Origin of the sequence: Mycobacterium sp. UM_11, from assembly GCF_001414075.1 — a bacterium.
In the GTDB taxonomy this organism is placed as follows: Bacteria; Actinomycetota; Actinomycetes; order Mycobacteriales; family Mycobacteriaceae; genus Mycobacterium.
Genome location: NZ_LATC01000018.1, coordinates 1 through 21,738, shown reverse-complemented (window position 1 = coordinate 21,738; position 21,738 = coordinate 1). Strand labels below are relative to the sequence as shown.

The 21,738-nt window shown below is 67.3% G+C and carries 19 protein-coding genes, 1 tRNA gene and 1 pseudogene; 9 read left to right on the top strand and 12 right to left on the bottom strand.

Going from position 1 to position 21,738, the window contains the following annotated elements:
• Positions 1 to 45 precede the first annotated feature (45 nt).
• Together WU80_RS07040 and dnaG are read left to right on the top strand one after the other, a co-directional pair.
• Complete coding sequence (locus tag WU80_RS07040; protein WP_082459751.1) at positions 46 to 654, top strand: superoxide dismutase family protein; 609 nt, start codon at positions 46 to 48, stop codon at positions 652 to 654.
• Between the two features lie 30 nt (positions 655 to 684).
• The gene (gene dnaG / locus WU80_RS07035) at positions 685 to 2,649 is read left to right on the top strand and encodes a DNA primase (protein ID WP_055400763.1); all 1,965 of its coding nucleotides are present in this window, start codon (positions 685 to 687) and stop codon (positions 2,647 to 2,649) included.
• On the opposite strand, the gene WU80_RS07030 is transcribed toward dnaG, so the two are convergent.
• On the bottom strand, positions 2,624 to 2,902 hold the full coding sequence (locus WU80_RS07030) for a hypothetical protein (RefSeq protein ID WP_055400761.1): 279 nt from the start codon (positions 2,900 to 2,902) through the stop codon (positions 2,624 to 2,626). The genes dnaG and WU80_RS07030 overlap by 26 nt on opposite strands.
• A 151-nt stretch (positions 2,903 to 3,053) precedes the next feature.
• On the opposite strand from WU80_RS07030, the gene WU80_RS07025 reads away from it, so the two are divergent.
• Positions 3,054 to 3,126 (top strand) — tRNA-Asn (locus WU80_RS07025).
• Positions 3,127 to 3,169: 43 nt separating this feature from the next.
• On the opposite strand, the gene WU80_RS07020 is transcribed toward WU80_RS07025, so the two are convergent.
• The 8 genes from WU80_RS07020 to WU80_RS06985 all read right to left on the bottom strand — a co-directional run bounded on the left by WU80_RS07020 (position 3,170) and on the right by WU80_RS06985 (position 12,007).
• Positions 3,170 to 4,816, bottom strand: a complete 1,647-nt coding sequence (locus WU80_RS07020) for an NAD-dependent malic enzyme (RefSeq protein WP_055400759.1) — start codon at positions 4,814 to 4,816, stop codon at positions 3,170 to 3,172.
• A gap of 95 nt (positions 4,817 to 4,911) precedes the next feature.
• On the bottom strand, positions 4,912 to 6,297 hold the full coding sequence (locus WU80_RS07015) for an NtaA/DmoA family FMN-dependent monooxygenase (protein WP_055400757.1): 1,386 nt from the start codon (positions 6,295 to 6,297) through the stop codon (positions 4,912 to 4,914).
• The gene (locus WU80_RS07010) at positions 6,294 to 7,415 is read right to left on the bottom strand and encodes an LLM class flavin-dependent oxidoreductase (RefSeq protein ID WP_055400755.1); all 1,122 of its coding nucleotides are present in this window, start codon (positions 7,413 to 7,415) and stop codon (positions 6,294 to 6,296) included. The genes WU80_RS07015 and WU80_RS07010 overlap by 4 nt, the downstream gene beginning before the upstream one ends.
• Entirely contained in the window at positions 7,412 to 8,533 is a 1,122-nt protein-coding gene (locus tag WU80_RS07005; protein ID WP_055400752.1) for an LLM class flavin-dependent oxidoreductase, read from the bottom strand. The genes WU80_RS07010 and WU80_RS07005 overlap by 4 nt, the downstream gene beginning before the upstream one ends.
• Before the next feature lie 141 nt (positions 8,534 to 8,674).
• Positions 8,675 to 9,094, bottom strand: coding sequence for a thioredoxin family protein (locus WU80_RS07000; protein WP_055400750.1), 420 nt, complete (start codon positions 9,092 to 9,094; stop codon positions 8,675 to 8,677).
• 7 nt (positions 9,095 to 9,101) lie between these two features.
• Positions 9,102 to 9,785 (bottom strand): serine O-acetyltransferase, encoded by a 684-nt coding sequence (gene cysE / locus WU80_RS06995; RefSeq protein WP_055400748.1) that lies wholly within the window; start codon positions 9,783 to 9,785, stop codon positions 9,102 to 9,104.
• A gap of 2 nt (positions 9,786 to 9,787) precedes the next feature.
• A complete protein-coding gene (gene cysK / locus WU80_RS06990) occupies positions 9,788 to 10,720 on the bottom strand; it encodes a cysteine synthase A (RefSeq protein ID WP_055400746.1) in 933 nt (310 codons plus the stop codon).
• 9 nt (positions 10,721 to 10,729) lie between these two features.
• Positions 10,730 to 12,007: a thioester domain-containing protein gene (locus WU80_RS06985; RefSeq protein WP_055400744.1), complete on the bottom strand. Its 1,278-nt coding sequence runs from the start codon at positions 12,005 to 12,007 to the stop codon at positions 10,730 to 10,732.
• A 391-nt stretch (positions 12,008 to 12,398) separates the two neighbouring features.
• Here WU80_RS06985 and WU80_RS06980 point away from each other — a divergent pair, with 391 nt between their 5' ends.
• Both WU80_RS06980 and WU80_RS06975 read left to right on the top strand, forming a co-directional pair.
• Positions 12,399 to 13,322 (top strand): family 2A encapsulin nanocompartment shell protein, encoded by a 924-nt coding sequence (locus WU80_RS06980; protein ID WP_055400742.1) that lies wholly within the window; start codon positions 12,399 to 12,401, stop codon positions 13,320 to 13,322.
• Positions 13,309 to 15,258, top strand: a complete 1,950-nt coding sequence (locus tag WU80_RS06975; protein ID WP_055400740.1) for a family 2A encapsulin nanocompartment cargo protein cysteine desulfurase — start codon at positions 13,309 to 13,311, stop codon at positions 15,256 to 15,258. Before WU80_RS06980 ends, WU80_RS06975 begins: the two co-directional genes overlap by 14 nt.
• A gap of 16 nt (positions 15,259 to 15,274) precedes the next feature.
• On the opposite strand, the gene WU80_RS06970 is transcribed toward WU80_RS06975, so the two are convergent.
• The 3 genes from WU80_RS06970 to WU80_RS06965 all read right to left on the bottom strand — a co-directional run bounded on the left by WU80_RS06970 (position 15,275) and on the right by WU80_RS06965 (position 17,477).
• A complete protein-coding gene (locus WU80_RS06970) occupies positions 15,275 to 16,393 on the bottom strand; it encodes a YeiH family protein (protein WP_055400738.1) in 1,119 nt (372 codons plus the stop codon).
• A 4-nt stretch (positions 16,394 to 16,397) separates the two neighbouring features.
• Positions 16,398 to 16,553, bottom strand: coding sequence for a hypothetical protein (locus WU80_RS26085; RefSeq protein ID WP_197281126.1), 156 nt, complete (start codon positions 16,551 to 16,553; stop codon positions 16,398 to 16,400).
• Between the two features lie 120 nt (positions 16,554 to 16,673).
• A complete protein-coding gene (locus tag WU80_RS06965; RefSeq protein ID WP_055400736.1) occupies positions 16,674 to 17,477 on the bottom strand; it encodes a Stf0 family sulfotransferase in 804 nt (267 codons plus the stop codon).
• 615 nt (positions 17,478 to 18,092) lie between these two features.
• Here WU80_RS06965 and WU80_RS06960 point away from each other — a divergent pair.
• The 4 genes and pseudogenes from WU80_RS06960 to WU80_RS06945 all read left to right on the top strand — a co-directional run.
• On the top strand, positions 18,093 to 18,860 hold the full coding sequence (locus WU80_RS06960) for an ABC transporter permease (RefSeq protein ID WP_055400734.1): 768 nt from the start codon (positions 18,093 to 18,095) through the stop codon (positions 18,858 to 18,860).
• Positions 18,857 to 19,705 carry an ABC transporter permease gene (locus WU80_RS06955; protein ID WP_055400732.1) on the top strand — a complete coding sequence of 283 codons (849 nt, stop codon included), beginning with the start codon at positions 18,857 to 18,859 and terminating at the stop codon, positions 19,703 to 19,705. Before WU80_RS06960 ends, WU80_RS06955 begins: the two co-directional genes overlap by 4 nt.
• A gap of 4 nt (positions 19,706 to 19,709) precedes the next feature.
• Complete coding sequence (locus WU80_RS06950) at positions 19,710 to 20,978, top strand: MCE family protein (RefSeq protein ID WP_082459750.1); 1,269 nt, start codon at positions 19,710 to 19,712, stop codon at positions 20,976 to 20,978.
• A pseudogene (locus WU80_RS06945) lies at positions 20,975 to 21,709 on the top strand (MCE family protein); the annotation flags it as partial. The gene WU80_RS06950 and the pseudogene WU80_RS06945, both read left to right, overlap by 4 nt.
• Between the last annotated feature and the right edge of the window lie 29 nt (positions 21,710 to 21,738).

Below are 21,738 nucleotides of genomic sequence, written 5' to 3'. Positions count from 1 at the left end.
CATCCCGCGACGGTGTCGTCGCCGTCGCGGGATAGGCTGCCCGGCATGACCAAATTCCGCGGTATCGCCACCCTCGCGGTGGGGCTTCCCGTCGTCGCCATCACCGCCTGTAGCTCACCTCAGCACGCGAGCAACCAGCCCGGCACCACCCCTCCGGTGAAGAGCGCCGCACCGTCGTCGTCGGGCGAGACGACGACACCCGCGCCCAACGGCGAATCGCTCAGTGCCCAACTGAAGACGCCGGACGGGCGGACCGCCGCCACGGCGACGTTCGACTTCACCGGAGGGTACGTCACCGTCACCGTCAAGACGGTCGCCGGTGGCATCCTGACGCCCGGATTCCACGGCCTGCACGTCCACGAGATCGGCAAGTGCGAGCCCAATTCGGTCGCCCCGACCGGCGGCCCGCCCGGAAACTTCCTGTCCGCCGGCGGTCACTACCAGGCCCCCGGGCACACCGGCAAGCCGGAAAGCGGCGACCTGACCTCGCTGGAGGTGCGGTCGGACGGTTCGGCCTACCTGGTCACCACCACCGACGCGTTCAATCGGGACGAGTTGCTGGGCGGCAACAAGACGGCCCTGATGCTGCACGGCGCCGAGAACACCGACCACGCGATGGAACGGGTGGCATGCGGGGTCATCGGAACCGGTTAGCCGGCCCGGTCGGCGCTCTAGACTGAGCCGATGTCCAGCCCGGCAGGTTCGTGGGGGCGCGCCCCGCGCGCGGATGACGACGCCCGGCCCAGGGGCCGGGGCCGGATCCCCGATCGGGACATCGCCGCCATCCGCGAGCGGGTCCGCATCGAGGAAGTGGTGGGCGATTACGTCCAATTGCGGCGCGCCGGCGCCGATTCGCTCAAGGGCCTGTGCCCGTTTCACGACGAGAAGTCGCCGTCGTTTCACGTCCGCCCCAACCATGGCCACTTCCATTGCTTCGGCTGCGGCGAAGGCGGCGACGTCTACGCGTTCATCCAGAAGATCGAGCACGTCAGCTTCGTGGAGGCCGTCGAGCTGCTCGCCGACCGGATCGGCCACACCATCAGCTACACCGGCCCGGCGACCAGCGTGCAACGCGATCGCGGGAGCCGCAGCCGGCTCGTCGCGGCCAACGCGGCCGCCGCGGAGTTCTACGCCGCGGCCCTGGAATCCGGCGAGGCCGCGCCGGCCCGGCAATACCTGACGGAACGCAACTTCGACGCCGAGGCGGCCCGCCGTTTCGGCTGCGGCTTCGCACCGTCCGGATGGGACTCGCTGACGAAACACTTGGTACGCAAGGGTTTTGAGTTCAAGGAGCTGGAAGCGGCCGGGTTGTCGCGGCAGGGGCGGCGCGGCCCGATCGACCGCTTTCACCGGCGGCTGCTGTGGCCCATCCGCACTGCGGCCGGCGAGGTCATCGGGTTCGGCGCCCGCCGGCTGTTCGACGACGACCCGATGGAAGCCAAGTACATCAACACGCCCGAGACGCTGCTGTACAAGAAGTCGTCGGTGATGTTCGGCATCGATCTGGCCAAACGCGACATCGCCAAGGGCCATCAGGCGGTCGTGGTCGAGGGCTACACCGACGTGATGGCGATGCATCTGGCCGGGGTCACCACCGCCGTGGCGTCGTGCGGCACCGCGTTCGGCGACGAGCATCTGGGCATGCTGCGCCGGCTGATGATGGACGACAGCTTCTTTCGCGGCGAGCTGATCTACGTGTTCGACGGTGATGCGGCCGGGCGCGCGGCCGCGCTCAAGGCCTTCGGCGGCGAGCAGAACCTGGCGGGGCAGTCGTTCGTCGCGGTGGCACCGGACGGCATGGACCCCTGCGACCTGCGGCTGAAATCCGGCGACGGCGCGCTGCGCGACCTGGTGGCCCGGCGCACGCCGTTGTTCGAGTTCGCGATACGCACCGCGATCGCCGAGATGGACCTGGACAGCGCCGAGGGCCGGGTCGCGGCGCTGCGCCGCTGCGTGCCGATGGTCGGCCAGATCAAAGACCCAACGCTGCGCGACGAGTACGCCCGCCAGCTCGCCGGCTGGGTCGGCTGGGACGACGTGGCCCAGGTCATCGGGCGAGTGCGCGAGGAGGCCAAGAAACCCCGAGTCTCGGCGGACCTCCGCGGGGGTGGGCGGGTTTCTGGGCCCGCGGCCGCGGCCCAACCCGCCGCGACGCGCCCGGACCCGCGGGACCCGACCCTGTGGCCGCAGCGCGAGGCGCTCAAGTCGGCGCTGCAGTACCCGGCCCTGGCCGGGCCGGTGTTCGACACGCTGACGGTCGAAAGCTTCACCCACCCCGGTTACGCCGCCGTGCGCGGGGCGATCGAGGCCGCGGGCGGCACGTCGAGCGGCGTCACCGGGGCGCAGTGGATCGACGCGGTGCGCCAGCGGGCCACCTCGGAGCTGACCGCGGGGCTGATCAGCGAGCTCGGGGTGGAGGCCGTCGCGGTCGACGACGAAAAGCTGCCGCGCTACATCGCGGGCGTGCTGGCCCGCCTGCAGGAGGTGTGGATGGGCCGCCAGATCGCCGAGGTGAAGTCCAAGCTGCAGCGCATGTCGCCGATCGACCAGGGCGACGAGTACCACGCGCTATTCGGTGACCTGGTCGCGATGGAGGCCTACCGGCGCAGCCTGCTCGAGCAGGCTAGCGGCGACGATCTGACGATGTGAGGGCCTCGTCGGCCGGTCGCTGGGCGTCGCGCTCCAAGATGGCCGTTTGGTCGTCGAGCTCGGCGACGGTGACGAACCCGGCGTCCGGGGAGATCCGGTTCGCGATCTTGCGGCGGCCCCCTTCGATCACCGACTTGGCCACCGGGCTGCTGGTCAGCGCGCGATACGTGCCGACGAGCTGCTCGTATCGGCGACGCCCGGCCTTCGAGCCCAGCACGTACCCCAGTCCAAGCACCACGACATACCGGATCAAAACGTTCCTCCCGACTAGCGACCGTTCCATCCTGCCTCACCCGGCCGGGTGCGTGCGCGTCCGATCGGCTTAGATCAGCGGCCAGAGGCGCCTCCCGTCCAGTTGGGTGCGGTAATGCCAGTACGCTAGAGTCGTCCCGCGATTGTGTTGATCCCCTGTAGCTCAATTGGCAGAGCGTTCGGCTGTTAACCGATAGGTTCCTGGTTCGAGTCCAGGCGGGGGAGCAAGTTCTCGGCACCGAGCCGGTATTACAGCCTCGACGAGCCGCTAGTCGTAGACCGGAGTCCATACAGCGTCCAGGACGGCCTGGCGGGCGTCGGCGTGCGTGCGGGTGGCCACCCCGTCGGCCACGGCCGCGTGATACACGGCCTCGGCGACCGCGGTCGAGATGGCCCGCAGATCCTTGACGTCCGGCAGCAGGGAATCCCCGGGGGCCGACGGATTAGCTTGTCGCACAACGGCTTTGGCCGCCGCCTGCAACATGCCCTTGGTCAGCAGCCGCGCCCCCGCGACGATGATGCCCAGCCCGATTCCCGGGAAAACCAGCACGTTGTTGGCCTGGCCGATCGTGTAGGCGATGCCGTCGAATTCGACCGGCGCGACCGGGGTGCCGGTGGTGATCAGCGCCTTGCCGTCGGACCATTGCAGCAGGTCGGCCGGCATGGCCTCCATGCGCGAGGTCGGATTGGACAGCGGGAAGATCATCGGGCGCACACAGGACGCGGTCATGGCCTGCACGACCTTCTCGGTGAAGGCGCCGAACGCGGTCGAAGCGCCCAGCAGGACGGTGGGGGAAGCCAGCTTGATGGTGTCGACCAATCCCACCCGGTCCCCGGCGCCGATGCCCAACCGGCTGCGGTTCTTCGCGTAGGGCGCCTGGAAATCGCGCAGGTCCGCCATGTCGTCGAATAGCAGGCCCTGCCGGTCGATCGGCCAGATCTGCGCGCTGGCCTGCTCGGGGGTGGCGCCGTCGGACACCATCGCGTCGCGAATCTGGTCGGCCACCCCGATCCCGGCGGTCCCTGCCCCGAAGACAACCACCCGTTGGTCGCGCATCGGCACACCGGTGAGATGGCAGCCGCCGTACACCGCCGCGACGACCACCGCGCCGGTGCCCTGGATGTCGTCGTTGAACACGCAGTACTTCTCGCCGTAGGCGTGCAGGAGCCGGCGCGCGTTGAGCGGGCCGAAGTCCTCGAAGTGCAGGATCGCTTGCGGAAACAGCCGGTGCGCGGTCTCGATGTACCGGTTGACGAAGTCGTCGTATTCCTGGCCGGTGCGACGGGCGTGCCGGTTGCCCAGGTAGAACGGATCCTGAAGCAGCTGTTCGTTATTGGTCCCGACGTCGAGGGAGACCGCGATGCAGCGGCGCGGGTCGATGCCGCCGCCGGCGGTGTAGAGCGCCAGCTTGCCCACCGCGATCTGGATGCCGCCCACGCCCCAGTCGCCGATGCCCAGGATCGCTTCCGCGTCGGTGCACACGATCAGGTCGACGTCGTCGGGTTCCAGCCCGAAAGTCGCGAAGGCCGGCTCGATTTCGTCGGGCTCGTCGATGCTCAGGAAGAGCCCCCGCTGTCCGCGGTATTCGTCGGAGAACCGCTGAATGGCCTCGCCGACCGTGGGCGTGTAGACCACCGGCATCAGTTCGGGCAGATGGTCTTCCAGCACCTTGTAGTACAGCAGCTCATGGCGGTAATGCAGCTGCTCCAGCAGCAGGTTGCGGCCCAGATCGGTTGCCAGGCTTTGCAATTGCCGCCAAACCCGGTCGGCCTGTTGGTCGAGCGTGAGCACCGCGGACGGCAGTCGCCCGGTCAACCCCAGCCGCCGCCGCTGCTCGTGCGTGAAGCCCACCCCCCGGTTCAGGCTCGGCGCGGCCAGTGCGGGCGGAATCCGTGGTGCGTGGGCGTCGCTCATCGACAATCTCCGTCCGTGGCGTGGCGCGTTAGGCCAACCGTAGCGTCGATCGCGGTGACCGCATCTCGAAGAAGGTCGGAAGTCGGGCCGGGTCGTCAGTCGCCGACAGCGACACCCGTGCTTCGGCCCGACCACCCGGGAACCGGCGACAAACCCAGGTGTTCCCGCAGCGTCGCGCCGTGGTATTCGGTGCGGAAGCTGCCGCGTTCCTGCAACAGCGGCACCACTTTGTCGACGAACTCGTCGAGGCCGCGTGGCGTCAGGTGCGGCACCAAGATGAACCCGTCGCAGGCATCCTCCTGCACATGCCGATCGATCTCGTCGGCGACTTGCGCCGGCGTCCCGACGAACTGCTGACGGCTCGTCACCTCGATGATCAGCTGGCGGATCGACATGTTCTCGGCCTGCGCGCGGGCGCGCCACGCGGCGGCGACCGCCTTCGGGTCGCCGTGGCGGACGCGGCCCCGGGTGATGTGCGGATTCTCGACGGGGTCGGTGTCGGGCAGCGGCCCGTCGGGATCGTAGCCGGACAGGTCGACGCCCCAGACCTGCTCCAGGAACGCGATCGCGGTCGGGCCGCTCACCTGTTGCTCGCGGATGTGACGGGCGTGGTCCTCCGCCTCTTGCGGGGTGTCGCCGAGCGCGAACGTCGCACCCGGCAGGACCTTGAGTTGGTCGGGGTCGCGCCCATGGGCGGCGGCGCGGCTCTTCACGTCGGCGTAATAGCGCTGTCCGGCCTCGAGCGATCCGTGCAACGTGAACAGGGCATCGGCATGCCGGGCGCCGAAATCGCGGCCATCGCTGGAATCGCCGGCCTGCAGCAGCAGCGGATGGCCCTGAGGGCCGGCGGGCAGCGACGCCACGCCGCGGATGTCGAACTGCGCGCCGCGGTGTTCGACGGTGTGGATCCGGGCGGGATCGGCATAGACGCCCGCGTCGACGTCGGCGAGCACGGCATCGGGTGCCCAGCCGTCCCAGAATCTCCGTGCGACGGTGATGAATTCCTCGGCCCGCTTGTACCGATCGGCGTGGTCGAGGAACCCGCCGCGCCGGAAGTTCTCTCCGGTGAATGCGTCGGACGAGGTGACCATGTTCCAGGCCGCCCGGCCGTCGGAGAGGTGGTCCAGCGTGGCGAATTGCCTTGCCACTTCGTAAGGTTCGTTGAACGTGGTGTTGATGGTTCCGGCCAGGCCCAGCCGTTCGGTGACCGCGGCGAGCGCGGCCAGGACCGTGAACGTGTCGGGCCTGCCCACCACGTCGAGGTCGTGAATCCTGCCGCGATGTTCGCGCAGCCGCAGGCCCTCGGCCAGGAAGAAGAAGTCGAACAGCCCTCGCTCCGCGGTCCGGGCGAGGTGTACGAACGATTCGAACGCGATCTGGCTGCCGGCGTCGGGGTCGGACCACACGGTGGTGTTGTTGACCCCGGGGAAGTGCGCGCCGAGAATTATCTGCTTGCGGCGCTTGACTGTTCGTGCGCTCATCCGGTCAGCCCCCAGCGCTTGGCGATCAGCTCGTGTGAGCGCAGCCGGTCGGTGTGCCGGTGCGTGACCGACGTGATCACGAGTTCGTCGGCGCCGGTCACCCTACGCAGCAGCTCCAGCCGATCGGCGACCTCGTCCGGATTGCCGACGAATTGCGTTGCGGTGCGGTCGGCCACCAGTCCGAGTTCGTCGTTGGTGAGGGGTTCGCAGAGGTCGGGATCGGGGTAGGGGATGGCGCCCTGCCCGCTTCGGATGGAGTAGACCCAGTGCCCATAGCTTGACGCGAGGTGACGCGCGGTGGCGCTGTCCTCGGCGACGACGACGTCGGCGGAGACCACCACGTACGGCTCGGCCAGCCGGGCGGACGGCCGGAACGCGTCGCGGTAGGCGGCGATCGCGCCGAGCGCGGTGCCCGGGGTGATGTGGTAGCTCGCCACGAACGGCAGCCCGCGCGCGCCGGCGACCTCCGCGCTCTGCCCGCGGGTGCTGCCGAAGATCCACGGCGTCAGTTGCCCGTGTTCGCCTGGGACGGCGTGCAATTCGTGGCCGTCGACGGTGTAGGTGCCGTCGAGTAGCGCTTCGATGGCGTCGATCTGCTCGGCGAAGTCGGCGGCTTGCGCGCAGGGCTGGGCGAGCACCGAGGCCTGTGCCCGCATCCGGTCGCTCTTCATCAGCGCAGTCGGGTCGAACGGCGCGGGGATGACGATGCCGTCGACGTCTCGCCACGGCGGGGGCGCAGACGAGGTTGTCGGCTCCGGCGATGCGACGGCCTCCCTGCGCCGCTGCCCGGATCGGCCCAGGCCCATGTCGATGCGGCCGGGATAGAGCGCGTCGAGCACGCCGAAGCTTTCGACCACGGCGATCGGCGTGGTGTGGCCGATCTGCACCGCCGCGGACCCCACCCGGATGCGGTCGGTGGCGGCTGCGATCTGGCCGATCAGCACGGCCGGCGCCGAGCTGGCCACCGCGACGAAGTGATGCTCGGCGAGCCAGTAGCGCTGGTAACCCCATCGTTCGGCGTGCTGCGCGAGGTCGATGGTGTTCCGCAGCGCCGTCGCCGCGTCGCACCCGGCGCTGATCGGGGACAGGTCGAGGATGGAGAGCGGGGTGACGGTCATCGCGCCACCGCCGCATAGCGGTTGGGCGCGGGAGCCAATTCGAGGCGCTCGCGCAGCGTTTCGCCGTCGCGGTAGCCGGTGCGGAACACCCCGGCGCGCTGCAGCAATGGCACGAGTTCGTCGGCGATCGCGGGCAGGTCGATCGCGTTGACTGCGGGCCGTAGCCTTATCCCGTCGACTCCCGCGTCGTGCCAGGCAAGCAACAGTTCGGCTAAATCGCTTGCGCTGCCGGCGAACACGTGTGCGTCGGAGGAGATGGCCGCCGGGGGTGTCAGGGGGTGCTCGACCAGCGAGACGACCAGGTCGGCGTACACCTTCAGCGTCCGGCCGGCGGCGCGTTGCGCTTCGGTGACGTCACGCAGGATCGCGCGCAGGGAGTCGCGGTCGCGCGGGGTGACCGCGACGATGTCGGCACTGGTGGCGGCGAACTCATAGACCCGCGGCGCGTGCGCCAGCGCCAGCACCACCGGCTGGCCCTGCGGTGGCCGCGGGGTGATTGACGGGCCCCTGACCGAGAAGTGTTCGCCGGCGAAGTCGATGTAGTGCAACTTGTCCCGGTCGATGTAGCGCCCGGTGGCCGCGTCACGGATGACCGCGTCGTCCTCCCAGCTGTCCCAGAGCCGCCGCGCGACCTCCACGGCGTCGGCGGCCTCGTCGAAGAGCTCCTCGGTCTGCATGCCGGACCGCCGACCGACGAGCGCGGCCTCGTGCGCGGTCGCGCTGATCCGCACCTGCCAGCCCGCCCGACCGTGCGAGATGTGGTCCAGTGTCGCAATCGCTTTCGACACGTGGAAGGGTTCGGTGTGGGTCACCGTCGCGACCGGCACCAGGCCGATGTGAGTGGTGACCGGCGCGATGCGCGCGGCCACCAGCACGGCGTCCGCGCGGCCCGCCAGCCGCCGCGGCGATATCTCGGGTCGCCGGCCCGGCTGAACGTCGAATGAGTCGTCGATGGTCAGGAAGTCGAGCAGGCCCCGCTCCGCGACGGCGGCCAGGGCGGCCCAGTACCGGCCGCCGAGGTGTTCGCCCACGGCCGCACCGTGTGCGAACGCGTATCGCCACGCGTGCGGATGCCAGCCGTAGCCGTCCAGCCCAACGGCCAGGTGCAGCTCGGTCATCGCGCGCCTTCCGATTCGTTGCTAACCCACTGTGCAACGCCCGAGGCGACAACGCATTCCATTACCGCATTAAGCTCACCGTGAGTAATACTTCGCCGAGTTGGCGGGTGGAAAGTCGTTCGAGACCTTGATGATTCGAGGCTAGGCCAACAGCGGCTGCAACGCGGCGCGCAGGTCGCCGACCTTCGGCACCCCGGCGGTCCGGTACCGCTGACGGCCCTGAGCGTCGAAGATCAGCGTCGTCGGCAGCGACAACACCGACAGCCGCTTGGCGGCCACGGGGTTGGCGTCGATGTCGATCTCCACGTGCGACACGTCGGGCAGATCGGCGCAGACTTGGTCGACCACGCGGCGCACCGACGCGCATGGGCCACACCAGGCGGCGCTGAAGTGCACCACGGTTGGCCCCGTCTGCGCCAACCCCAGGTCCGACGTGTCCTGTTGGGAATCGGAATTGGTCTCGCGCAACACCCCGGAGCGTCGATTGAATATCGCGCCCGCAGCTGTGGCGGCACCCAGCGCCGCGAATAGCGCCGTTCCGGCGATGACAAGGGTGCTCACGTGGACCTCAGATGGAGAAGTCTTCGCCGTGCCATACCCCGGCTTCCGGTGGCCGGATGACACTTTCGGACTCTTGTCCGTCGTTAGCCGCCTCCAGCCTGGCCACCCGGGTGAGGAGCGACTGGAGGCTGACGCCCACCAGGTCGGGCATCATCGAGTCGTCGGGGCTGCTTCGCCCGTGGCGGCTGATGACCTGTCCGGGCACCCCGATGACGACGGCGCTTGACGGAACCTCTTTGACGACGACGGCGTTGGCGCCGATCCGGCTGTCGTCGCCGATCTTGATCGCGCCAAGCACCTTGGCGCCGGCGCCGATGATCACCCGGTCGCCGATCGTCGGGTGGCGTTTGCCGGTTTCGCTGCCGCTGCCGCCGAGGGTGACCCCGTGGTAGATGGTCACGTCCTCGCCCACTTCGGCCGTCTCGCCGATGACCACGCCGGTCGCGTGGTCGATGAACAGGCCGGGGCCCAATACCGCGCCCGGGTGGATCTCGACTCCGGTCAGGATGCGGAGCAGCTCGGCGAACGTCCGCGCGGCCAGCCTGGCGCCGCGATTCCAGAGCCAGTGGTTGATTCGGTGGCCCCAGATGGCGTGCACGCCCGGATACGCGAAGATCACCTGCAGCGTGGTCGGTCGGGCCGGGTCGCGCTCCCTGGCGGCCCGGATGTCACGTCGGATGGCGGCGAGCATGACTAATCCGCCAGGTCGGCGAAGAGCGGCGTGCTCAGATAGCGCTCACCGAAGCTGGGCAGCACCACCACGACGAGCTTGCCGGCGTTCTCGGGACGGCGGGCCACCTGCAGCGCCGCGACGACGGCCGCGCCCGAGGAGATGCCGACCAGCAGCCCCTCCTCCCGGGCCAACCGACGGGCCATGTCGAGCGATTCCTCGTTGCCGACCGTGATGACCTCGTCTACCAGGTCCATCTCGAGCACCGGCGGGACGAATCCGGCGCCGATGCCCTGAATCGGGTGCGGACCCTTCTGACCGCCGGACAGGACCGGTGACGCGGCGGGCTCCACGGCCACAAAACGCGCCGACGGCTTGCGTTCCTTGATGACCTGGGCGACGCCGGTGAGCGTCCCTCCGGTCCCCACCCCGGAGACGAAGAAGTCGATCTTGCCGTCGGTGTCCCGCCACACCTCCTCGGCGGTGGTTTTGCGGTGGATCGCGGGGTTCGCCGGGTTCTCGAACTGTTGCGGGATGAAATACCGTTGGTCGCTCTTGGCGAGCTCTTCGGCCTTCGCGATGGCCCCGGCCATGCCTTCGGCGCCCGGCGTCAGCACGATCTCGGCGCCGAACGCGCGCAACAACATTCGGCGTTCTTTACTCATCGTGTCCGGCATGGTCAGCACGCAGTGATAGCCGCGGGCGGCGCACACCATCGCCAGCGCGATGCCGGTGTTTCCGCTCGTCGGTTCCAGGATGATCGTGTCGGGCTTGATCAGGCCCGCCTGCTCGGCCGCGTCCAGCATGGCGACCCCGATGCGGTCCTTCACGCTGTTCGCGGGGTTGAAGAACTCCAGCTTGGCGACGACGTCGGCGACCGCCCCCTCGGTGACCCGGTTCAGCCGCACCAGCGGCGTGTTCCCGATCAGTTGTGTGACGTTATCTGCGATGCTCATCTGTCTTCCTCAGGCGATGTCGGTACATGACTCGTCGGTCGGCCAGCTGATGTCGTATTCGATGGCCACGGCTGTGGGTACGGTCAGCGCGATGGGGGTGAATCGATGTGCCGCTCCCTCCACTGCGACTCCGGTCAGCACCCGCCCGGTGAGGCTGTCCGGTGTTGTCGCGGTGACTGTCGTGGTGGACGTACCCGGTGCGGGCCGCAGGTAAAAGTCCGTGCCCGCCTGCACAGCGCCGACGACCGTCTCACCGTCGGAGTCGACGAGTGTGTGTCCGTCACCAACATTGAGCGTCAACGGGATTGGCACTTGAAACGGTCCTATGAGCTCCGAATTGGCGGTTGCGTCGGTATCGACTAGTTGTGGTTCCACCGTATCGCGCAAGGCTTTGCGCGCCCCAGTGATCAGATAATTGTAGAGGTGCACAATTCGATCGGCATTGCGGTAGTGGCGGGCACCGGTCAGCCAGAAGCGAACATGGTCGATGGTCGGATTGGTCGCGTCGGTCGTCGCGATCAATCGGTAATGGCGATACCCACGACCCCCGCTGCCGTGGCTGCTGGCCGAAACGGTGCTACCCACCCCGAGCGTGCGCCGGTGGCGACCCTTGCCCGCGTCCACCGTCAGCTGGGAACGCGAAATGTCTTGCCAGGCAATGCCGTCGGCGGACTTCTGCAGTTTCAGTCCGACGGCGGCGTCCGACGCCACCCATACCGAGTACCCGCCCAGTTGCGGTTCGCCGTCGAATTCGAAGGTGATCACGCGTCCGCCCGCTCGGCGCACCTTGACGGGAACGTTCAGCGGCCGGGTGTCCAGGGCCAAACCGTTGGTGAAATGCCAAATCGCGGCCTGGGTGGCGGCAATCGCCTCGTGTTCGCCGATATGGGCCCGGCCCAGCGGGTTGCCCGCGGCGCGCAGGCTTTCGCTCAGTTCGGCGGTCGTGCGCATCGGGAAGGAGTTGCGCAGGATCCAATCGACCTCGGCTTCGTGGTCGCGGCTGCGCAGGTGGGGCAGCGCCGACCAGCTGTCCAGGCGGTACCGGGACGGCTCATGTGGGGCGATGCCGAAGAAGTCCAATGAATACGCGTGCAGGTTGGGATTGACCCTGATGAGGTCGGTTCGGGCGGAGCTACCGTCGGCGAACACGATCGTGTCCACGGTGTGGGAGTACGTGCCGCCGCGGTAGCGCGTCATCCGCGCGACTTCCGTCGCGGGCCGGACGAGGACCCGGTGACGGGTCTGAACCGCCGCGGAGGCGCGGGTGGATAGGGACATCACTGTCATGGCTGGTCGTTCTTCCTACAAAGTTTCCGGTTGGCGAACGCGCGCCTGGCGACCGCGGGGTGGGAAGGCCCATCCACCGGCGGGAGAGCGCGGGATTTCTACTGCGTCAAAAAAGCGTCAGGAAATCAACAACAGCGACAACAACAGCAGGCGGCAATGCGCGAAGGAACGAAGCGCGGCTGAACGGCCTGTTGCATGGGCCCCACTATAGGCCCAGACAAAGATCACTGTCAGATTGCGGGCGCTTTACGGCCCTTTAACTCAGCACGGGAGTAATGCTTTGCGCCGCCCCGAGAGTCTCCTAGGCTCGGCGCGCGAAGCCGGTCACGGCGGGTGATCATGGACCTGCCGCACTACGCTGCAGCATTCGATCGAGCACGGAAGGACCACGATGACGTCGGCTCAAAGCGAGTCTCAGGCACTCGGCGATCTCGCAGCTAGACAGCTGGCCAACGCGACGAAGACCGTCCCGCAGCTTTCCACGATCACGCCCCGCTGGTTGCTGCACCTGCTCAGCTGGGTGCCGGTGGAAGCGGGCCTGTACCGGGTGAACCGGGTGGTCAACCCAGAAGGGGTCGCGATCAAGGCCGAAGCGGGCGCGGGCACCGAAGAGCCGCTGCCGGAGACCTACGTCGACTACGAGACCAGCCCACGCGAATACACGCTGCGCAGCATCTCGACCCTTGTCGACATCCACACTCGGGTCTCCGACCTGTATTCGAGTCCCCATGACCAGATCGCCCAGCAGCTGCGGCTGACCATCGAGACCATCAAGGAGCGCCAGGAGTTCGAGTTGGTCAACAGCCCCGAGTACGGGCTGCTGGCCCAGGCGACTCCGGAGCAGACCATCCAGACGCTGGCCGGCGCTCCGGCGCCCGACGACCTGGACGCGCTGATCACCAAGGTGTGGAAGACGCCCAGCTTCTTTTTGACCCATCCGCTGGGAATCGCCGCGTTCGGCCGCGAGGCCACCTACCGCGGCGTGCCGCCGCCGGTGGTCAGCCTGTTCGGTGCGCAGTTCATCACCTGGCGCGGCATCCCGCTCATCCCGTCGGACAAGGTGCCGGTGGAAGACGGCAAGACCAAGTTCATCCTGGTGCGAACCGGCGAGGAGCGCCAGGGCGTGGTCGGCCTGTTCCAGCCGGGCCTGGTCGGCGAGCAGGCGCCGGGGCTGTCGGTGCGGTTCACCGGCATCAACCAGTCGGCGATCGCGACCTACTTGGTCACCCTCTACTCGTCCCTGGCCGTGCTCACCGACGACGCGCTCGCCGTGCTCGACGACGTCGCCGTGGACCAGTTCCATGAGTACAAGTGAGTACCGCGCGGTAGACGCCGAAAGCGACCTGCCCATCAGCGCCGCGGAACTCGCCGCGTTGGCCACCCAGCTGTACGCGGCCAGCATCCGGCCGGGTCCCGACGGCCCACCGCAGTCGGCGCCGCCGGCCCCGCGCGGCAGCGTGCCCGACGCCACGGCCGCGACGTCGGCCGGGCAGGCGGTCGCCGGCACCGCCGACGTGTATCCGGCGCCGATTCCGGCGCTGGGTTTGACCGACGTGTACGTTCCGGCCCCGACATCGCCCGAGCCCGAAACGCCGCCGCAGGGGGTGCCCGTCGCCCCGCGCGGCGGCGTGCCGGACGCCACGGCGGCGACGTCGGCCGGACGGGCGGCCGTCGCGGCGGTCGACGTGTATTCGGCCCCGATACCGGCGCTGGGTGTCACCGACATCTACCTGCCGGGTCCTGCGTCACCGGAGCCCGACGCCCCGCCGCAGACCGTTCCGGTCGCGCCTCGGGGTGGTGTGCCGGACACGACCGCCGCGTCGGGCGACTTCGGCGGACTCGGGGTGCCCGCCGCCCCGCCGTACGCGGTGCCGACCTGGGGATCACAGGCGCCGCCGGTGCCCGACCTTCGCTGGTCGGAGCTCGCCGTGCCCGCCGCGCCGCCCGCACCGACCGGCGACGAACACAATTACTCGTTCCTCAGCGTTGCCGACGCGGTGCCGCGGCTGCCCGACGAGCACGAGGTGTTCGACGTCAACGCGATCCGGGCGGACTTCCCGATCCTCAAGGAGGTCGTCAACGGAAAGCCGCTGATCTGGTTCGACAACGCGGCGACCACCCAGAAGCCGCAGGTGGTGATCGACCGGCTGTCACACTTTTACGCGCACGAGAACTCCAACATTCACCGCGCCGCACACGAATTGGCGGCCAGGGCTACCGACGCCTACGAGGAAGCCCGTGACACCGTGGCCGAATTCATCGGCGCGCCAAGTTCCGAGAACATTGTCTTCGTGCGGGGCACCACCGAGGCGATCAACCTGGTGGCGCATGCGTGGGGCGGCAAGCATCTGCAACCCGGCGACGAGATCGTCATCACCCACCTGGAGCACCACGCCAACATCGTTCCCTGGCAACTCATTTCGCAGAAAACGGGCGCGATCCTGAAGGTTGCGCCGATCGACGACGCGGGCAACCTGCTGCTGAGCGAATTCGAGGAACTGCTCGGCCCCAGGACGAAGCTGGTGGCCGCCAGCCAGGTGTCCAACGCGTTGGGCACGGTGGTCCCGGTGGACAAGATCGTGGAGCTCGGGCATCGCTATGGCGCGCGGGTGCTCATCGACGCGGCTCAGTCGATTCAGCATGTGCCGGTTGATGTTTCCGAGCTCGGCGCCGACTTCCTGGTGTTCTCCGGGCACAAGATCTACGGTCCGACCGGTATCGGGGCGCTCTACGGCACCGAGGAGGCGCTGACCGAAACGCCGCCGTGGCAGGGCGGCGGCCACATGATCGCCGACGTGACGATCGAACGCTCGCTGTATCAGGGGCCGCCCACCAAGTTCGAGGCCGGCACCGGCAACATCGCCGACGCCGTCGGGCTCACCGAGGCGCTGCGGTACGTGCAGCGATTGGGGATCGAACGGATTGCGGCCTACGAGCACGCGTTGCTGGAGTACGCAACGCCGCGCCTGGCCGACATCGCGGGTGTCCGGTTGGTGGGTACCGCAACCGAGAAGGCCAGTGTGCTGTCCTTCGTGCTGGCCGGGCACGATCCGCTCGAAGTGGGCAAGGCGCTCAACGCCGAGGGCATCGCGGTGCGCGCCGGCCATCACTGCGCGCAGCCCGCGCTGCGGCGACTGGGGTTGGAGGCCACGGTTCGCCCGTCGTTCGCTTTCTACAACACGTTCGAGGAGATCGACGTCTTCCTCGCGGCGGTGCGCCGGATCGCCGAGGGTGGCACCAACGTCGGCTGACGGCCCAGGCCCGCGGCTAAGTGCCCGTGTACCAACCCAGCACGCGCGACGTCAGCAACACGATGCCCAGCGAGACCGCGGCGACGACCGTGAGCCCGATGATGGCGACCACCAGCGGTCGCCATCCGGAGCGCGCGATCTGGCGGATGTCGGTGTTGAGTCCCACACCGGCAAAAGTCAGTAGGAACGCCCATTTCGACACGTTGGCGAGGTTGGCGGTTTGGCCCTTGGTCAGCCAGCCCGCGGTCGCGATCGCGGAGACCACGAGGAAGCCGAGCACGAACTTCGGAAACTTCTGCCAGACGAACGCGGCCTTGGCCTTGGCCCCGGGCGCGATCTCGTCGGCCTGCCCACGCGCGGCCCAATAGAGGGCGAAGCCCAGGACGACGAACCCGATCAGCGCGTTACGGGTCGACTTCACCAGCACCGCGATCTTGCCGGCGTGGTCGGAATACAGGTAGCCGGTGGCCGTGGTTTCGGCCGTGTTGTCCACCGAAAGCCCGGCCCACAAGCCGAATTCGTGATCGGTGAGCCCGATCGCGTGTCCTAACGGCGGCAACGCGAACAGCGAGACCGCGCCCAGCGCCAGGATCGCCGCGATCGCGTAGCTGACATCGGCGTTGCGGGCCCGGATCGCGCCCTTGGCCGCCACAATGGCCGACACCCCGCAGATGGACGTCCCGATCGCCAGCAGCGAGCCGAGCTTGCCCGACAACCCGAACGCGCGCGCCGCGACGATGATGATCGTCCCCGCGATCGTCATGTCGACCAGGATCTGCACCAGGCTGATGCCGCCGAGTTTCGCGATGTCACCGAGGACGAACCGCGAACCGAGCGCAACGATCCCGACCTTGAGCCAGAATTCGTAGGTCTGCACGCCGGGCCGGAATATCGGGTGCAGGCCGACGGTGTTGGTGATGAGCAACCCAATCACGATGGCCCACAACACGTATTCGATGTCGGGCACCGTCCAGTGGTGGTGCTTGGCCAGCGTGTTCCACCAGATCTGGGCGTACTTGCCCAGCACCCCGACGCCGATCAACAGCAGGATGCCCGGCACATAGTCGAGCGGACGTGCGCTGGTGAATGTGGCCTCGGTCGACGTTTCGTCGGGTTCGACGCGAACGGTGCTCATGCGGTCACCACGGGATCTTCGGAAGCAGGTTGGCCACGGCCAGCGCGACGATCACGCCGGCCACCGCGGTCGCCCACCAGTCCACCGATATCGAACCGAGCCGCGCCGGCCAGCCCGGTGATTGCGGCCTTTCATCGTGTCCATCACTCGCGTCACCCATGCTGCTTGCTCCTCAGTCCTCTGCGGCGGCCATGGGCGCCACATCCTTTGCGAATGATGGTGTCTCGGGGCGCGGCCACCAAGTGATTGGCTCGCCCTGAATTTAGGCGCGCGGTCGCGGTCAGGTTGGCAGGCCGTGCTTTTCGGCATCCGCACGGTACCGGCCCACCCAGTCATCGGAGCGCTGGTCCGCTTGGCGTTCGAGCACCGGCTCGGGAGCCAGTTGCGGGTCGAGTCCCAAGGCCTCCAGGATGGCGGCCACCACCTGAGTCAGGTTGCGCCACAAGACCGGATAGGGGATGTCCATCGGCTTGACGTCCTCTTCGGCGAACCAATTCCGCCAGGCCTCGTCCTGGGCGCGCAACATGGTGACGACGTGGGCGATGGCGCCGGCGTGATAGGTGGCGCGCGCGTCGCGGACCGGGTCCGGCCGGCCGCGCCACACCCGCGTCTGCACCGCTCGCCAGAACGAGACCGCCTGCGAGATCACGTCGGGCCGGTGGACATAGATGAAGAGCGGTTCCTCGCCCACCACGTCGCGGATCGCGGCCCGCAGACCGTCACCGCTTTGATTCGGCAGATTCTTTGCGCGATCAAGCAACAGCGGAGTCTGGTTCCACATCAGCTTGCCGCCCCAAATGCCGTTCGGTGTCCTCCCGACCGTGCGGATGTAGTCCCGCCAAATCTCCGGCGGCGCGAGGTCAGGCGTCCCGGCATCAAGCGGGTCGAGCAGGCTCAGGATCGATTCGTCCTCCACCCCGGCGAACCATTCGCGCGGCTGTGGGGCCTGGCTGGTGGCCGGCAGGTATTGAAAGAACTCCTGCGGCTCGCCGGCGACGCCGGTCGCGCGCAGCGATTCGACCAACAGCGTGCTGCCGCTGCGTTGGGATGCCAGCACCAGATACGAGGACGGGCGATCAGTCACCTCGCAAGCGTATCCGGGTGGAAATGCTCTCGCAGGTGGTCCTTTTAGGCTCACCCTGACCGTAACCCTTGCTTCGAATACCGGCCCTCGCCGACTGTGTCGGTGGCGGCGATAGCCGAACGGGACGGTGGCCGTGAACGCTCATCCAGGTTTGCGATGGAAAACTCGGCAAGCGACGAGTCGCCATTCTTCGACCCCGCCAGCTGAGGGCTCGCCGACGCATGTGACATTGGCCGCATGCTGGTCCGGCCGCCTTCGTGCCCCTCCCGCGAACCACCCCGCGCTCTGGCCCCGGTCGCCGTGCGGCCGCAGGATCGGGCCCTAACCAGGGGTTATTCACGTCATGGCATGCCGTGATGATCGACGACGGCATGAACTCCCGCCAAGCCTCACTCGGTGCTGGCCATATTTCTTCGTGTTGATTGCAACTCTTACGCGCGCATAGCCGTGCCCGTAAATTCCTGGCGTGGTCTATGCGCGGCAAACTGACATCGCAGTCGGCGTGTAAAAACATCCGCGGCTTTTGCGCCGGTTAATTACCGGCGCATTAATTGCATTACGAGAATGGAACACGGGATTGGGCCATATGAACGGCGGTCGGGCGGAGCGAGCCTTGTGAACGGCTCCACCATCGCGAAGCCCATGAATGCTCTGGGCGAGTTCTTCCTACTCAGCGCCCGAGCGCTGATCGCCGCGGTGCGGGGTCCGTGGGCGTGGCGGGAGTTGCTGGAGCAGATCTGGTTCGTCGCACGGGTGTCCATCGTTCCGACGATCATGTTGTCGATCCCGTACACGGTCCTCATCGTGTTTGTCCTGAACATCCTGTTGGTCGAGATCGGCGCCGGTGATCTGTCCGGTGCGGGCGCGGGTCTGGCGTCGGTGACGCAGGTCGGCCCCGTCGTCACCGCGATGGTCGTCTCCGGTGCCGGGTCGACCGCGATGTGCGCAGACCTGGGCGCCCGCACCATCCGGGAGGAAATCGACGCGATGAAGGTGATCGGCGTCGATCCGATTCAGGCCCTGGTGGTTCCGCGCATCATCGCCGCCACTTTCGTCGCGGTCCTGCTGTACTCGGTGGTTGCGGTCACCGGGCTGACGGGAAGCTACGTTTTCGTGGTCTTCGTTCAGCACGTCACCCCCGGCGCTTTCGTCGCAGGAATGACCCTTGTTACGGGGCTTCCGCAGGTAGTGACGTCGCTGATCAAGGCCACGCTGTTCGGGTTGTCGGCGGGCCTGATCGCTTGCTACAAGGGCCTGTCGGTGGGCGGCGGTCCCACCGGTGTCGGTAATGCCGTCAACGAGACCGTGGTCTTTTCTTTCATGGCACTCTTTTTCATCAACATCGTGCTCACCGCGCTCGGCGTGAAGGTCACCGCGAAGTGACCGACGCAGCGGGGGAACCGTCGTGGATCATCAGCCTTGGCCCGCGGGTGACCGATTACGCCCGCAAGCTCGGTGAACAGACGGCGTTTTACGGGCAATCCCTGGTCAACATCGCCGATGCGGTGCGCCGCTATCCGAACGAGCTGCTTCGGCTGATCGCCGAGATGGGAATGGGCACAGGCGCTTTGGCGGTGATAGGGGGGACCGTAGGCATCATCGGCTTCCTGACCCTGACCACCGGCGCCCTGGTCGCGGTCCAGGGTTACGACACGCTGTCCAACGTCGGGGTCGAGGCGCTGACCGGATTTCTGTCGGCCTTTTTGAATGTTCGGATGATCGCGCCGTGCACCGCCGGCCTGGCACTGGCAGCCACGATCGGTGCCGGCGCGACGGCCCAACTGGGGGCCATGAGGATCAACGAGGAGATCGACGCGTTGGAGGTGATGGGCATCCGCGCGATCACGTATCTGTCATCGACACGGATCATCGCCGGGATCCTGGTCGTCATCCCGCTATACGCCGTCGCGGTGCTGATGTCGTTCATCGCGGCCAAGTTCCTGACGATTTACACCTATGGCCAGTCGCGCGGGGTGTACGAGCACTACTTCTCCACGTTTTTGCGTCCCACCGACTTGTTCTGGTCGTTTCTGGCGGCTCTGACCATGGCGACGGGCGTGATGGTGGTCCACACGTATTACGGTTTCACCGCGACAGGTGGTCCCGCCGGGGTGGGGGAGGCTGTCGGGCGTTCGGTGCGGTCATCGATGATCGTCACGGCCTTTGTCTGCCTGGCGATTTCGCTGTCCGTCTACGGACAGTCCGGCAACTTCAACCTGTCGGGATGACGGCATGAGCAATCACAGGGAGAGTGGACCGGGGCAAAGCAACAGGGTCCGCCGCAGCAGAATCGACCCGATCTGGTGGGCGCCTACTCTGTTCATCCTTGTGGCGGCGATCATCGCATTGACCGCGGGGGCGTTCTCGGGAAAATTCCAGGAGTCGATCCCGCTGACGCTCGTGTCAGACCGCGCCGGGCTCGTGATGGAGCAGGGCGCCAAGGTCAAGCTGCGCGGGGTGCAGGTCGGCCAGGTGGCGTCGATCGGCACCAATGTGAAAGCGGCTGAGCTACAGCTGAAGATGCAGCCCGGCCCGTTCAAATACCTGCCGAGCAACCTCGAGGCCGAAATCAAATCCACCACGGCGTTCGGGTCGAAATACGTCGACCTGATCGTGCCCGAACACCCCAGCGCGACCCCGCTCAAGCCCGGCGCGGTGTTGCACTCCCGCAACGTGACGGTCGAGGTCAACACCGTTTTCGAGAATCTCCAGTCGGTGGTCCATGCGATCGACCCGGCGAAGCTGAACGCGATTTTGTCCGCCTTCTCGGAAGCGTTGCGCGGCAAGGGCGAACGGCTCGGCCAGGCAATCAGCGGGGCGAACGACGTGTTGCTGACCGTCAATCCCCGCATGGACACCATCGACAAGGACTGGAGGCTGTTCGGCAAGACGACGGCGATCTATTCCGACGCCGCCCAGAATATTTTGTCGATCCTGGACTCGGCGGCGACGACCAGCAACACCCTGACCGAAAACCAACGGTCGCTTGACACGCTGTTGTTGTCGGCGGTCGGTTTGAGCCAGACCGGCATCAACGTCATCGGCAGGAACGAATCCAACATCGTCCGGTCGATCAACCTGCTCGACCCGACCACGGCGCTGCTGAACAAATACTCGCCGACGTTCACCTGCTTGTTCCAGGGCTCGCAGTGGTACGTGGACCACGGGGGTCGAGACGCGTTGGGCGGCAACGGCTATTCGGTGATCTTGGACGCCGGGCTGCTGTTCGGTGACGATCCGTACCGGTACCCCAAACACCTGCCGAAAACCAATGCCACCGGCGGCCCGGGGGGCAAGCCGAGCTGTGGGTCGCTGCCCGACCCGAGTGCGAACTTCCCGGTGCGTGCGCTGGTGACCGACACCGGCTGGGGCGCCGCCCCGAACGAGATCCGTACCAACATGGCCACCGGTAATCCGTGGTGGGCGAACTGGTTCCCGACCACCAAGAACCCACCGGAAGCGCCGCGCTACTTCTACCGTGGGGGACAACCGCCGCCGTGAAAAGACGAAAGTTGTCCGCCATCATCGTGCGCATCGCGGCTTTCACCGCGGTGTGTGCGGTGTTCACGTTCACGCTGGTCGCCGTCTTCGGCCAGTTTCGATTCGAGGACCGCACCGGCTACCAGGCGGTCTTCACGAACATCTCCGGCCTGAAGTCCGGCAACTTCGTGCGCATCGCGGGGGTTGAGGTCGGCAAGGTCGGTGACCTGCACTTGCAGCGCGACGGCACCGTCACCATCGGTTTCTCGGTGGACAAAGGCGTGCGCCTCACCGAGGGGACCAAAGTCGCTGTGCGCTACGAGAACCTGATCGGCGATCGTTACCTGGCCCTGGAAGAAGGGCCGGGCGCGCGCCGGCTGCCGCCGGGTGCGACGATCCCGTTGACGCGGACGTCCCCAGCGCTGGACATCGATGCGCTGATCGGCGGGTTCCGGCCGTTGTTTCGGGCGTTGGACCCCGATCAGGTCAACGCTCTGTCCGGCCAATTGCTTCGCATATTTCAGGGTCAAGGCGGAACCGTCGCTTCGGTACTGGCCCAGACCTCAATGCTGACTTCGACTTTGGCCGGGCGCAGCGAGCTCATCACCCAGCTCATCACGAACTTGAATACCGTGTTGCACACGTTTGCCGTCCGCGACCGAGAGTTCTCCGACGGTCTGGACAAGCTGTCCCAGTTCGTGAATGGCTTGGCGCAGCGCAAAGATGACATCTCCACCGGCCTCGCCTACGTCCTGTCTCTTATACACATCTGACGCTGCCG

What these genes read in the sequence shown, in the direction of transcription:
- WU80_RS07040 (WP_082459751.1), top strand. Translation starts at nt 46, where the DNA reads ATGACCAAATTCCGCGGTATCGCCACCCTCGCGGTGGGGCTTCCCGTC.
- dnaG (WP_055400763.1), top strand. Translation starts at nt 685, where the DNA reads ATGTCCAGCCCGGCAGGTTCGTGGGGGCGCGCCCCGCGCGCGGATGAC.
- WU80_RS07020 (WP_055400759.1), bottom strand. Translation starts at nt 4,816, where the DNA reads ATGAGCGACGCCCACGCACCACGGATTCCGCCCGCACTGGCCGCGCCG.
- WU80_RS07015 (WP_055400757.1), bottom strand. Translation starts at nt 6,297, where the DNA reads ATGAGCGCACGAACAGTCAAGCGCCGCAAGCAGATAATTCTCGGCGCG.
- WU80_RS07010 (WP_055400755.1), bottom strand. Translation starts at nt 7,415, where the DNA reads ATGACCGTCACCCCGCTCTCCATCCTCGACCTGTCCCCGATCAGCGCC.
- WU80_RS07005 (WP_055400752.1), bottom strand. Translation starts at nt 8,533, where the DNA reads ATGACCGAGCTGCACCTGGCCGTTGGGCTGGACGGCTACGGCTGGCAT.
- cysE (WP_055400748.1), bottom strand. Translation starts at nt 9,785, where the DNA reads ATGCTCGCCGCCATCCGACGTGACATCCGGGCCGCCAGGGAGCGCGAC.
- cysK (WP_055400746.1), bottom strand. Translation starts at nt 10,720, where the DNA reads ATGAGCATCGCAGATAACGTCACACAACTGATCGGGAACACGCCGCTG.
- WU80_RS06985 (WP_055400744.1), bottom strand. Translation starts at nt 12,007, where the DNA reads ATGACAGTGATGTCCCTATCCACCCGCGCCTCCGCGGCGGTTCAGACC.
- WU80_RS06980 (WP_055400742.1), top strand. Translation starts at nt 12,399, where the DNA reads ATGACGTCGGCTCAAAGCGAGTCTCAGGCACTCGGCGATCTCGCAGCT.
- WU80_RS06975 (WP_055400740.1), top strand. Translation starts at nt 13,309, where the DNA reads ATGAGTACAAGTGAGTACCGCGCGGTAGACGCCGAAAGCGACCTGCCC.
- WU80_RS06970 (WP_055400738.1), bottom strand. Translation starts at nt 16,393, where the DNA reads ATGAGCACCGTTCGCGTCGAACCCGACGAAACGTCGACCGAGGCCACA.
- WU80_RS26085 (WP_197281126.1), bottom strand. Translation starts at nt 16,553, where the DNA reads ATGGGTGACGCGAGTGATGGACACGATGAAAGGCCGCAATCACCGGGC.
- WU80_RS06950 (WP_082459750.1), top strand. Translation starts at nt 19,710, where the DNA reads ATGAGCAATCACAGGGAGAGTGGACCGGGGCAAAGCAACAGGGTCCGC.